Below are 12411 nucleotides of genomic sequence, written 5' to 3'. Positions count from 1 at the left end.
CCTTCGAGACGGCGCTCGCGTCCTGCTGCGGCAGGAGGCGGGCGCCGTCCGGCGTTCCCGGCGTGGTCCCGGTTGTCAGACCCCACCCGCACAATGGAGGTCGGAACGCGGAGTGTGACGGAAGGGCGGCGTGACCCATGAGCGTGTGGGACGACCTCGTCGGGCAGGAGAAGGTGAGCGCGGTGCTGGGCGCCGCCGCTCGGGACGCCGATGCTCTGGTCACCGCCGCCGCGGCGGACGAGCCGCTGCCGGAGACGTCCCGGATGACGCACGCGTGGCTGTTCACCGGGCCGCCCGGCGCGGGCCGCGACCAGGCGGCGCGGGCCTTCGCCGCGGCCCTCCAGTGCGTGAGCCCCGACCGGGCCCTCGGCGGCGCCCCCGGCTGCGGCTTCTGCGACGGCTGCCACACCGCGCTGCTCGGCACCCACGCGGACGTCACCGCGGTCGCCGCGGTCGGCGCCGAGATCCTGGTGAAGGACATGCGGGACACGGTCCGCAAGTCGTTCACCGCGCCAGCGAACGGCCGCTGGCAGATCATCCTCGTCGAGGACGCCGAGCGGCTGAACGAGAAGTCGGCGAACGCGGTGCTCAAGGCCGTCGAGGAGCCCGCCCCCCGCACGGTCTGGCTGCTGTGCGCCCCCTCCATCGAGGACGTCCTGCCGACCATCCGCTCCCGCTGCCGCCACCTGAACCTGCGCACCCCGTCCGTGGACGCGGTCGCCGACATGCTGGTACGACGCGACGGCGTGGACCCGCGGGCCGCCGCCGACGCCGCCCGCGCCACCCAGGGGCATGTGGACCGCGCCCGGCGCCTGGCCACCGACCCGGCCGCCCGCGAGCGCCGCGCCGCTGTCCTGAAGCTCCCGCTGCGCCTGGACGAGGTCGGCGCCTGTCTGCGGGCCGCCCAGGAGCTGGTCGACGCGGCCGCCGAGGACGCCAAGCAGCTCGCCGAGGAGATGGACGGCAGGGAGGCCGAGGAGATGAAGGCGGCGCTCGGCGCGGCCCAGGGCGGCCGGCTGCCGCGCGGCACGGCGGGCGTGATGAAGGACCTGGAGGACATGCAGAAGCGCCGCCGGACCCGTACCCAGCGCGACAGCCTGGATGTGGCCCTCGGCGACCTCACCACCTTCTACCGCGATGTCCTCGCCCTCCAGCTCGGCTCCCGGGTGGCGATCGCCAACACCGACGCGGAGGACGCCCTGGACCGGCTGGCCCGCGCCGGCTCCCCGGAGTCCACCCTGCGCCGCATCGAGGCGATCGCCGCGTGCCGTGACGCCCTGGACCGCAATGTGGCTCCGCTGCTGGCGGTGGAGGCGATGACGATGGCGTTGCGGGCGGGCTGACGATGCCCCTCCCGACCCCCTCACCGCGCCCCGTCCCCCGTACGGGGAGACAATCCCAACTCCCCGCATCCGCCGCATCGCCCAGCGTTACGCTCGCCTGATGCAGACCAGGTCCTCCCTCTCCCGGCCGTGCGACGGGCGTCCCGCGGCCCGCGCCCGGTTCACGGCCGTCGCCCTGATGACCGCGGCGCTCCTCGTGTCCGCGTGCTCCCCTGGCAGCAGCTCGATCAAGCCGTCCTCCGCGGCGTCGGCACGGAGCGACGCGACGAGCGCCCCCGTCCTGGCCCCGCTGCCGCGCGCGATTCCGGCCGCGCTGGCGCCGTACTACACACAGCGGCTGACCTGGCGCGACTGCGGCGCCTCCGGCTTCCGGTGCGCCACGCTGAAGGCGCCGCTTGACTACGACCGGCCGGGCGCGGGCGACGTACGGCTCGCGGTGACCCGCAAGGCCGCCACCGGCAAGGGCAAGCCGCTCGGCTCCCTGGTGGTCAACCCGGGCGGCCCCGGCGGCTCGGCGGTGGGCTACCTCCAGCAGTACGCGGGTCTGGGCTACCCCGCCGAGGTCCGCGCACGCTACGACATGGTGGCGATGGACCCGCGCGGCGTCGCCCGCAGCGAGCCCGTCGAGTGCCTCGACGACCGCCGGATGGACACGTACACACAGACCGACGTGACCCCGGACGACCGGGCGGAGCAGAACGCGGCGGTCGCGGCGGACGAGAAGTTCGCGCAGGCCTGCGGGGAGCACTCGGCGCGGCTGCTGCGGCATGTCTCCACCGTCGAGGTGGCCCGGGACACGGACATCCTGCGCGCGGCGCTGGGCGACGCGAAGCTGAACTACGTCGGGGCGTCGTACGGCACCTTCCTCGGGGCGACCTACGCCGGCCTCTTCCCGAGCCGGGTGGGCCGCGTCGTCCTGGACGGCGCGCTGGACCCCTCGCTGGACTCCCGCACGGTGAACCTGGAGCAGGCCCAGGGCTTCGAGACGGCGTTCCAGGCCTTCACCCGGGACTGCCTGCGCCGCACGGACTGCCCGATCGGGGGCAGGGGCACGACGCCGACGCGGGCCGCCGACCACCTCAGGGCCTTCTTCCGCAAGCTGGACGGCCATCCGGTGGCGACGGGCGACGGCGACGGCCGCAAGCTGGGCGAGGCGCTGGCCACCACCGGCGTGATCGCGGCGATGTACGACGAGGGCGCCTGGAGCCAGCTGCGCGCGGCGCTGACCTCGGCGATGAAGGGCGACGGCGCGGCGCTGCTGGCCCTCTCCGACAGCTACTACGAGCGGGACGCCAGTGGCCACTACAGCAATCTGATGATGGCCAACAACGCCGTGAACTGCCTGGATCTGCCGCCCGCCTTCACCGGTGTCGATCAGCTGCGGCAGGCACAGTCCGCGTTCGAGAAGGCGTCACCGGTCTTCGGCGAGGGCCTGGCCTGGCAGTCGCTGAACTGCGCGTACTGGCCGGTGCGGGCCACGGGCGAGCCGCACCGCATCACGGCGAAGGGCGCGGCGCCGATCGTGGTCGTCGGCACCATCCGGGACCCGGCCACCCCCTACCGCTGGGCCCAGTCCCTGGCCCACCAGCTCTCCTCCGGCCACCTCCTGACCTACGCGGGCGACGGTCACACCGCCTTCCTCCGCGGCAGCACCTGCATCGACTCCGCCATCGACACCTACCTCCTCCACGGCACCCCGCCCTCCCCGGGCAAACGCTGCTCATAGGGCCTTTCTCTCGGATCAGGCCGGCCCCGGCCCCCGTCCGGCCCCGGATCTCCTCGGCCCGGGGCCGGTACGAAGCACTCCCGGAAACTGTGTAGACTTACCGACGTTGCCGACCGCACCCTAGGTGCACGCAGCACGCCGCTTTAGCTCAGATGGCCAGAGCAACGCACTCGTAATGCGTAGGTCTCGGGTTCGAATCCCGAAAGCGGCTCAGGTGGGGCCCAGGACAGATAGCATCTGACCTGGGCCTTTCTGCTTTTCGTGGGCGGCTCTGCGGCGTCGGCCGCCTCGGGTTCAGGTGAGTTCGGCGGTGACATGTATGGAGAAGACGTGTCTGCCGTTCTGCTCCCCGGTGACGTCCGTGCTGACCATGCCGCCCCTGTTGCGGCGCAGAGGGGTGGCCTCGACCCAGCAGGGGGCGTCCAGTTCGACGTAGCGGACGAAGCTGGCGTCGAACTCCATGAGGGCGATCCGGGCGGTGCCTGACATGGCGTGGACCGCCTGGGCGGCGGCCTCCAGGAGGAGTAGCCCCGGTATGTGGTCGTGGTCGTGGTCGAAGAAGGCGCGGTTGGCGGTGTCCGCCCGCAGCTGCCAGCGGTGCGGCTCCCCGAGCGGACTCAGGACGGCGTTCTCCGGCGAGGTCGCGCCGCCGCGGACGGCTTCGTCGAGAGCGGGGCCCAGGGGCAGGGCACGTGCGGTGGCGGCCTGTGCGTCCGCGTACTCTCCGCGAAGCCTGCTGTAGATCGCCGGGGGATGGGCGATGTAGCGGACCCGGGCGATGCCGAGAGGCTGCTCGTCGCGCATGGCCGTGATCTGGGCGGCGAGGTGGGTGGAGCCGAGCCGGCGGCGGGTCACCTTGGTGTGAGTGATCGTCAGGCGTACGTCGGTCGGTGGCGTCCGGGCGCTCAGCGCCGCCGGGACGATGGAGCTGTCGTAGGACTCCCATCCCAGACGGAAGTCCAGGGGGACCTCGTGCGCGACGTGCGACAACAGGGCGAGGGACTGTCGGATCGTCTCGGAGAAGAGCAGGGGGTTGTAGCGATCCGCGTGCGGTGCGTAGAGGGGGTGGCGCGTGGGCCAGTGAGCGATGACGGTGTGTGAGATCCCGTCATCGTGGCTGCGCCATCCCGACAAGAACACCTGGCCGGGTACGGTCTTGCGGGTGAGGGTCGCACAGACGGGCTGGACACCCTTGAGGGGCGTGATCGAGCCAGTTGTCACGTTCATGATGTTCCCCCTGGAACGGCGCGAGTCAGGCGGCGGCATGTGCCAAAGGCAGTGGTGCAAGGGGTTCTGTGACCAACATAATGATGACTATATTTATTTGTCGAGAGAGTACGAGGACAGGTCTATGGCTCAACAAGAACGGAGCGCCCGGACGCGGGCGGCCATCCTGCGGGCAGGTGCCGAGGTCTTCGCCGAGCTGGGCTTCGCAGGGGCGAGCGTCAGCAAGATCACCCGTAGGGCGAACCTCACGCTGGGGGCGCTCTACTTCCACTTCGAATCGAAGGAGCACCTCGCCCGCGAGATAGTCCGGGCCCAGCCGGAGCTGGTGATGTCACCGGCGGCGGCCGGCCTCCAGGGCGCCGTCGACATCACCCTGGAGTGGGCGACGCGGCTCACTCAGGACCCTTTACTGCTGGCGGGCGCCCGACTGGTGATGGACCAGGAGTACTTCGTCCGCAGCGAGGAGGGCGATTCCTACCGCCAGTGGGCGGGAGTGATCCTTCCGTTCCTTCACGAGGCCCATGAGAACGGCGAGTTGCGGCCGGAGGTGGACGTGTTGACCTTGGCGCAGCTGATGGTCAACGCCAGCACGGGGGCGCAGATGAACTCCCAGCTCGACAGCGGGCGGCGGGACCTGCCGGACCGTATACGGCAGATGTGGTCCCTCCTGCTGCCGCTGATCGCCACCGAGGAGTGCGCGGGCCGTGTCATGGAGGCGCTGCGGCGGCGTGAGGGTGATTCTCCGGCGATTGACGGGAATCAGGCTTGATCGCCGTCTAAAGGCTGTCGTGTCCCTCATGGATCGCGTTAAATCTGCCCATGCCGCATGTATCGCGAGCGTTACAGGGTCGAACGGTCATGATCACGGGAGCGTCGAGCGGCATCGGGGCCGCCGCCGCGAGGCTCTTCGCCGAAGAGGGCGCGGCCGTCGTACTGATGGCCCGGCGCAAGGACCGGCTCGAGGAGCTGGTCGAGGCGATCCGGGGCGGGCAGGGGAGGGCGGTGGCCGTACCGGGGGATGTGCGCAGTCCCGCGGACGTGGAGGCCGCTGTCACCCGGGCGGTCGAGGAGTTCGGAGGGCTGGACGCCGCCTTCAACAACGCCGGTTCGGGGACGTTCGGTGCCGTCCTTCACGAACTCGACGAGGACGCCTACGACATGGTGATGGATGTCAACGTGCGGGGCGTCTGGAACTGCATGCGCCGGCAGATCCCTGTCATGTTGGGGCAGAGCGGCGGTGGCACGATCGTCAACACCTCCAGCGTCGCCGGGCATTCGGCGACGGGCGCCACGGCCCCCTACATCGCGGCCAAGCACGCGGTCCTCGGCCTCACCCGGGCCGCCGCGGCCGAATACGGGGCCGCCGGGATCCGGGTGAACGCGCTGATGGTGGGCGCCACCCGCACGGCTCAGCTGGAGCCGTACCTGGTCGGCGCACCCGAGGTGGAGCGGGAGTTGACCAGGCGCGCGGTGCAGAAGCGGCTGGCGGACCCGGACGAGGTGGCGCAGGCCGCGCTCTGGCTGTGCAGTGACCGGGCGTCCTTCGTCACCGGTGGGGCGATCGCCGTGGACGGAGGGTGGAGCGCGGTGTGAGCGGTGGCGGGCGGGACGCCGGTGCGGCGCGGCCCAGGTGGGCCACCTGCCGCGCGTGCACGGACGGGTGGGGCAGGGAGGGCCGTGGGCCGGTGGCCTCGTGGCCTCGCGGTCCCGTGGGCCGTGGGGCCGTGGGCCGTGGTCCCGTGAGCCCGTGAGCCCGTGAGCCCGTGAGCCCGTGAGCCCGTGAGCCCGTGGACCCGTGGCGAGGCTTTCCGTGCTGTCCTGCGCCACGGGGTCGGACGGGCGAAGCGGTCGGGGCTCAGACGCGGAGACCCGCCGTCCGCCGCGGGGCCCGGAGCAGCGGTGCGGCGGAGACGGTATTGGACAGGCCGGTCGGATCGGTGTCCGACAGTTCCTGGTAGCAACAGGCCGCCGACACCAGCGTCACATGCCGGTGCCAGCCGGGGTAGGAGCGCCCCTCGAAGTCCTGGAACCCGAAACTGCCTTCCAGTCGGCGCAGCGCCCGCGGTGTGGTGCCCGGCAGCGAGGCCAGCTCCAGGAGTTCCTCCATCGACAGGTGGACCAGGGTGGTGAGCCACGCGGTGGTGGGCCGCTCGCCCTCGCGGGGGACTTCGGCGAACAGCCGGTAGAAGCGCTGCGGCTGAGGACCGCGGGGCAGCCGGATCAGGCCGGTGACCACGCGCGTGGGGCGCGAGGGGCGAAGGTGACTCGTCCCGATGACCGAACGCAGCAGTTCGCCTTCCGTCTCCAGGAACCGGCGCGCGCTGACCGGTGAGACGGCCGGGTCCCTGCCGGAGCCGGAGGGGTGGGCCGTCACGGAGGGCAGTACCGGCAGGGTGCCGGGAACGGTGAGGGCGAAATCGTGCCCACGCCGGCGCAGACCGTGAAGCAGCCGATCGGGTTCCGCGCAGTCGCGGAGGTCGGCCACGAGCGGCAGTGCCGGGGACCCGTCCGCGGCCAGGGCGTCGGCCAGTTCGAGCATCTGCGCCCAGGCCGGCAGGGGCTGGACGGCCTCGGGTATGCGGGTACGGCGGCGTAACCGGTCCTCGCTCCATTCGCTCGGCAGGTGCAGGTGCCAGTCGACGGGGACCTGGCTGCGGCCCGCCGCCAGGAACTGCCCCATGCCGACCTGGCAGTTGATGGTGCGGCCCAGGTCCGGGACGAACCTGCGGTGCACCCCGCACGACTGGTCCCCCCGCTTGGGGACCACGGCGGTGCCGACGGTCCACGCCTTGGGGCGCGTCCGCGCCGCCACCCAGCGCCTCAGCTCGTCGCGGACGGGCTGCCACTCCCAGGGGCTGGCGTTGACGAAACGGTGCAAGGACTGGGAGGCGGTGGGGGAGTCGGTGATCGCGGCGGCCATGCTGCGCATGGACTTCCTCCCCGAGACGGCAAGGAGCCCCGTCAGGTACGCCGCGGCCCAGCGGCGCTGGTCCGCCCGCGGCAGATGTGCGAAGAGTTGATCGGCGAATTCGGCAACTCGTTGCCCGGCTTCCAGGGTGGACAGGCGGCCTGCGCCGTACATGACATTGATCATGAGGGCTCCCAGGTGCGGCTCAAGAGGTCGATGATCGGAAGAATAATAGGAGTTGCTATTTTTTTATCGAGGGGAATCAGCCAACCCGCCGGCCCGGCGCTCGTGCCGTAGTACAGGGGTCGGCTCTGTGCGAACCGGTCAACCCGTGATCGACGGACTTGTCGACGCTGACCTGCGGAGTCACACTGGCCGCCACGACCGCTGGGCAACCAGATCGGCCCCTCGGCGGCGCCCTGTGGCAGGAGGTGGCACGTGACCCCGCTCCTGTGGGGGGCCGCGTGGCGCTCCGCCGCCGGGTCGGGCCGGGGATGGACGAGGCGGCGCGTTCGGCGTTCACGGCGCGTGCCGTACGCGAGGCGCGGCCTGCCACCCCGCTGCTACCTCCGGAGGGGGACGCTCTGTTGGGAGACATGCATGACAAGGCAGTTGCGCGCGGTACGCACCCGGCAAGCCCTGGTGAGTGCCGCGGCGTCCGAGTTCGATCGGCGCGGGTATGACGGCACCGCGCTGAACAGGGTCTGCCGGGCCGCCGGTATCACCATGGGCGCTCTGTCGTTCCATTTCGCGACCAAGGACGAACTGGCCTCCGCCGTGCAGGTGCAGGGCCAGGCCATCACCCGGGCCGCTCTGGAGGGTCTGTCGGCGGGCCCGGCGCCCGCGCTGCACCGGGCCATCGACGTGACGCTCGAACTGGCCCGGCTGTTGGAGGAGGAGCCGGCGGTGCGTTCCGCGGCACGGCTCAGCCGCGAGCGGCCGGACCACGACCTCGCCTGGACCACGTCCTGGATCGCCGCCGTGCGGGATCTTTTCGGACAGGCTTACCGTGACGGGCAACTGCACGCGGCCGTCCGCCCGGAGGATCTGGCGACGTTGTCCCGATCCCTGGTCCTCGGCGCCGAGTACCGGGCGCGCGGGTCCGCGCAGGGCGACGAGGAGCCGCGCGAACCGGGCGCCGTCGAGGAGATCAGACAGATGTGGAACATCATCCAGCGAGGCATCTGCGCTCCCTCCAGCCGCACGCCTTCATGAGGCGGCCGGTTCGCCGCGCGGCTCGCCGGACCGGGTGACGCTCCCTCACCGGGCCCGTGGTGCACGCCCGTGGCCCACGGTGAGGCAGATCCCCCGGGGCCTCTCCCCGACCCGCACCGGACATGACCGACCGGCCCGCTCCGCACCACCGCCCTCGTGCCGCCGTGTCACCGAAGAAGCGGGCTCGGTGATCAGAAAATCGACCGGGCCCGCCCGCCCGTTTCCGGCAGTGGTGTCATTCGCATCTTTGCGCGAATCGGGTCACGATTTTCGCGAGTCGGCATTGCCGCCCCCGGCGCGGACCCGGATCGTGGAATGCGTAACGGACACTCATCCAAGGGGCGGACCTGTGGTGGAGACGGAACTGGCCGGTGTGATCTCCGCGCGGGCGGCCGCTGTCGCCATGGGGCCCCAAGATCCTCCCGGCGGTGATCGGCGGCTTCCGCACTGAGAGTTGGAGCGGCCGGGTTCCGCTCATGGCCACCGTCGGACGGCGCCCGCCACCTGGGCCTGCCGGCAACCGCGCCCCGCTCGTCCGGGCGGGGGCCCGGGAATTTCTGGAGCAGTTCCCTGTCTCGCCCTGCCGCATTTACGGCCTGCGGCAACTCCAACGATTCGACCAGCTCAGAATTCCGGCTGCCCATTTCCCGGGCGGTCCATACGGCAATGCCTTGAAAAGGCTTCTGTGGAGGGCTTCATGGCGACAGCTGAGCGTAGGGACGCAGTGGTGATCGGGGGAGGTATAGCCGGATCCGCGCTGGCAGCGGCGCTCGCGGGGGACGGCTACGACGTACTGCTCCTGGAACGCCAGACCGTCTACCGGGACAAGGTGCGCGGCGAGGTCATCAACTGCTGGGGCGTGGTCGAACTTCTCCGGCTCGGCCTGGAGCGGCAGTTGCTCGACGCCGGAGGCACCTACATCGACCGCTTCATCGGATTCGACGAGATCGTCGACCCCGAGACCGCCCGGGCCAACGCCCTCCACCTGGACGAGATGCTTCCCGGCATCCGCGGTGTGCTCGACGTCGGCCACCCCGAGGCATGTGAGGCGCTCGCCTCCGCCGCCGCCGAGGCCGGGGCCACGGTCGTACGGGGAATCGGCGATGTCACGGTGACCGGCGGGCCGCACCCGAGCGTGCGCTACGAGTACAACGACATCGAGTACGAGGTCCCCTGCCGGCTCGTCGTGGGAGCGGACGGACGCACCTCCACGGTGCGGCGCCAACTCGGCATCTCCCTGACCCAGACCCCGCCGAACTCGCTGGGCGGCGGCATGCTCGTGGAAGACCTCCACGAGTGGCCCGCCAACGTCACCTCGATCGGTACCGAGAAGGATCTGCTCTACTTCGTCTTCCCGCGCGCGGGCGCCAAGGCCCGGCTGTATCTGCTGCACGATGTCGCGCAGAAGGGCCGCTTCGCCGGCCCGACCCGCCAGGCCGACTTCCTCAGGGCCTTCCAGCTCGACTGCATCCCGCACAGCGAGATGTTCGCCACGGCCACCCCGTCGGAGTCCTGCGCCTTCTATCCGATGAACGACGCCTGGACGGACGGCCCCGTCGTCCCCGGCGCGGTACTGATCGGCGACGCGGCCGGCTGGACCGATCCCGTGGTCGGCCAGGGTCTGTCCATCGCGCTCCGGGACGCCCGCCTGGTGTGGGAGGCGCTGCGCTCCAGCAGCGCATGGTCCCCGCAGATCCTCAAGCCGTACGTGGACGAACGCGAGGAGCGGATGCGTCGGCTGCGGATCTCGGGCGCGGTCCGGACCGCGATGAACATGACCTTCACCCCTGAAGGCGCCGCCCGCCGCAAGGCCTACGCCCAGGCGTGGCCCACCGATCCGGTGCTGGCCGGCTCCCGACTCGCCACGTTCCAGGGGGCGTTCGGCGTCCCCGACGAATCCTTCCACCCCGGCACCATCCAGCGCCTGCTCGCCCTCGGCTAGCCCGCGCCGGCCCCGACGCATCCATCGAAGGGACTTCCACCGTGCATGTGAAGACCGAAGCCGACGACACCCTGATCCGGAAGAACGGCTGCGACATCCGCGAGCTCTACCCCTGGGACGGGGTCGTCGCGCCGCCGTGGAACAGCACCCTGTGCTCGATCCGGCCGACCGAGTCCAGCACGCCCCACGGCCACGCCACCGATGAGACCTTCATCTTCATCAGCGGGCAGGGCCATCTGCGCGTCGGTACCGAGGAGCGCCCGATCACCCCGGGCGACGTCGTCTACATCCCGCACGGCACCGACCACGAGGTCACGAACACCAGCGAGGCCGACCCGCTGACGTTCGTGAGCATCTACTGGTTGCAGCCCGCCGGGCACGGTGAGGACGCGTGATGGCCGACTCCCCGGGCGCCGGGACGCCCGCCCCGCGCCGTGTCAACGTCACTTTCTCGCCCCCCACCCCCAACGGCGACCTGCACCTGGGCCATCTCGCCGGGCCGGTCCTCAACAGTGACATATGCGCCCGGTCCCAGAAGGTCCTCGGGCACGACGTCGCCTTCGCCACCAGCACCGATGACAACCAGACCTATGTCGTCACCACCGCGGAACGGCTCGGTGTCACGCCGGAGGCGCTCATCCAGGACGCTCTGGACAGCGTGACGAAGTCGCTGGAGCTGGCCGGAGTCGACGTCGACCTGTTCGAACGGCCCGACGACGACTACACCGCCTTCGTCCGCTCCTTCTTCACCCGCCTGTGGGAGCACGGCGCGTTCGACCTGCGCGAGGTGGAGCTGCCCTACGACCCCGACAGCGGGGAGTACAAGGCCGAGGCATTCGTCACCGGACTGTGTCCCACCTGCCTGGCCCACGCCAGAGCCGGCGTGTGCGAGGCATGCGGCCTCTACAACCTGCCCGGCGCCCTGCTGCCGGTGTCCGACACGGCCTCGGCCCTGCCGCGGCGCGCCGTCTCCATCTGGGTCCTGGACCTCGAACGCCACCGGTCCCTGATCACCAACTGGTACCGGACCACCGATGTGCAGCTGCGCCCGGACCTGGCCAAGGTCGTGGCCGACACGCTCGCCGGGCGGCTTCCCTACATCCCGCTCACCTACCCCACCACCTGGGGCATCACGGTGGAATGGGACGGCCCCGGCATCCAGCCGCAGGCCATCAACGCCTGGCCGGAGATCTACGTCGGACACCTCTACTGGATGCAGCAGGCCCGCCTGGACACCGGGGCCGAGTACGACGAACTCGTCCAGTTCATCGGCATCGACAACGGCTTCTACAACGCCTTCGTCTATGTGACCCTGGCGCTGCTCGCGGCCCGGCACGGCATGCCGGTGCACCTGCCCAGGACGCGCACGCTCACCAACCAGTACTACATGCTGGAGGGACGCAAGTTCTCCACCAGCAAGGGGGACGTGCGCTGGGCGCGCGACTACCTGGAGTCCGTCGGCCGCGACCGGGCGCGGTTCGTCCTCGCCCTGACCAGCCCCGAACTACAGCGGGCGGAGTTCAGCGAACCCATCGCCGCCGACACGATCGCGGCACGCTTCGACACCCCGCTCGCCACGATCGCCGAGGGGCTCGGCGCCCTGACCGGCCGTCATGTCGACACGACGCCCTCACCCTGGTGGGACGCGGCCCTTCAGGCCTCCCGCCGGCGCTTCGAGGACGCCTACCGGCTGGAGAACTTCAGCGTCCGCAGGGCGGCCGAGGCCGTGGCCCTCCACCTGGAGGTGCTGGCGCTGCGCTGCGCCCGGATCCAGCTCGACGACGCGAGCGACGTCTGTGGCGCGCTGCGGTTCCTGTGGGCCCTGCGCACCCTGGCCTGGCCGGTCACCCCGGACCTCGCCGAGCACATCTCGGCCGCCTTCGCCGGCCCCTCCACCGTCGGCAAGGCGCCCCTGCTCGCCGACCTCGCCGTCACACCGGAGAACTCCTTCCGCGGCCTGACCGTACCGGCCGCCCCGCTCACCGCTGCGCCGTGATCCGCGGGTGAGCCGTTCCGCGCGCCACTTCCGTACGACGAAACCCATTGCCTT

The 12411-nt window shown here is 71.1% G+C and carries 10 protein-coding genes and 1 tRNA gene; 9 read left to right on the top strand and 2 right to left on the bottom strand.

What is annotated here, in order from left to right; all coding sequences use genetic code 11:
• The first annotated feature begins 137 nt into the window (after window positions 1–137).
• From HEP81_RS17860 to HEP81_RS17850, 3 genes are all read left to right on the top strand, one after another.
• Entirely contained in the window at window positions 138–1343 is a 1206-nt protein-coding gene (locus HEP81_RS17860) for a DNA polymerase III subunit delta' (RefSeq protein ID WP_037663080.1), read from the top strand.
• A gap of 100 nt (window positions 1344–1443) precedes the next feature.
• Window positions 1444–3069 carry an alpha/beta hydrolase gene (locus HEP81_RS17855; protein ID WP_037663081.1) on the top strand — a complete coding sequence of 542 codons (1626 nt, stop codon included), beginning with the start codon at window positions 1444–1446 and terminating at the stop codon, window positions 3067–3069.
• A 137-nt stretch (window positions 3070–3206) separates the two neighbouring features.
• Window positions 3207–3280: transfer RNA gene (locus tag HEP81_RS17850), tRNA-Thr, on the top strand.
• 83 nt (window positions 3281–3363) lie between these two features.
• Here the strand turns inward: HEP81_RS17850 and HEP81_RS17845 are convergent.
• On the bottom strand, window positions 3364–4296 hold the full coding sequence (locus HEP81_RS17845; RefSeq protein WP_037663082.1) for a ScbA/BarX family gamma-butyrolactone biosynthesis protein: 933 nt from the start codon (window positions 4294–4296) through the stop codon (window positions 3364–3366).
• A gap of 124 nt (window positions 4297–4420) precedes the next feature.
• On the opposite strand from HEP81_RS17845, the gene HEP81_RS17840 reads away from it, so the two are divergent.
• Both HEP81_RS17840 and HEP81_RS17835 read left to right on the top strand, forming a co-directional pair.
• Window positions 4421–5065, top strand: coding sequence for a ScbR family autoregulator-binding transcription factor (locus HEP81_RS17840; protein WP_037663116.1), 645 nt, complete (start codon window positions 4421–4423; stop codon window positions 5063–5065).
• Window positions 5066–5154: 89 nt separating this feature from the next.
• On the top strand, window positions 5155–5889 hold the full coding sequence (locus tag HEP81_RS17835; RefSeq protein WP_037663083.1) for an SDR family NAD(P)-dependent oxidoreductase: 735 nt from the start codon (window positions 5155–5157) through the stop codon (window positions 5887–5889).
• 262 nt (window positions 5890–6151) lie between these two features.
• Here HEP81_RS17835 and HEP81_RS17830 read toward each other — a convergent pair whose 3' ends face one another.
• Window positions 6152–7390 (bottom strand): IS701 family transposase, encoded by a 1239-nt coding sequence (locus tag HEP81_RS17830; protein ID WP_078967741.1) that lies wholly within the window; start codon window positions 7388–7390, stop codon window positions 6152–6154.
• A 414-nt stretch (window positions 7391–7804) separates the two neighbouring features.
• Between HEP81_RS17830 and HEP81_RS17825 the strand changes: the two genes are divergently transcribed.
• From HEP81_RS17825 to HEP81_RS17810, 4 genes are all read left to right on the top strand, one after another.
• On the top strand, window positions 7805–8419 hold the full coding sequence (locus tag HEP81_RS17825) for a TetR/AcrR family transcriptional regulator (RefSeq protein ID WP_037663086.1): 615 nt from the start codon (window positions 7805–7807) through the stop codon (window positions 8417–8419).
• A gap of 697 nt (window positions 8420–9116) precedes the next feature.
• A complete protein-coding gene (locus HEP81_RS17820) occupies window positions 9117–10361 on the top strand; it encodes an FAD-dependent oxidoreductase (RefSeq protein ID WP_037663118.1) in 1245 nt (414 codons plus the stop codon).
• Window positions 10362–10402: 41 nt separating this feature from the next.
• Window positions 10403–10756, top strand: coding sequence for a cupin domain-containing protein (locus HEP81_RS17815; RefSeq protein WP_037663089.1), 354 nt, complete (start codon window positions 10403–10405; stop codon window positions 10754–10756).
• The gene (locus HEP81_RS17810; RefSeq protein WP_037663091.1) at window positions 10756–12357 is read left to right on the top strand and encodes a class I tRNA ligase family protein; all 1602 of its coding nucleotides are present in this window, start codon (window positions 10756–10758) and stop codon (window positions 12355–12357) included. The genes HEP81_RS17815 and HEP81_RS17810 overlap by 1 nt, the downstream gene beginning before the upstream one ends.
• Window positions 12358–12411: the final 54 nt, after the last annotated feature.

The organism is Streptomyces griseofuscus (genome assembly GCF_014673495.1).
Lineage (GTDB): Bacteria > Actinomycetota > Actinomycetes > Streptomycetales > Streptomycetaceae > Streptomyces > Streptomyces murinus.
Note: the sequence above shows the minus strand (reverse complement) of the source record. Positions and strands in the feature narration are given on the sequence as shown.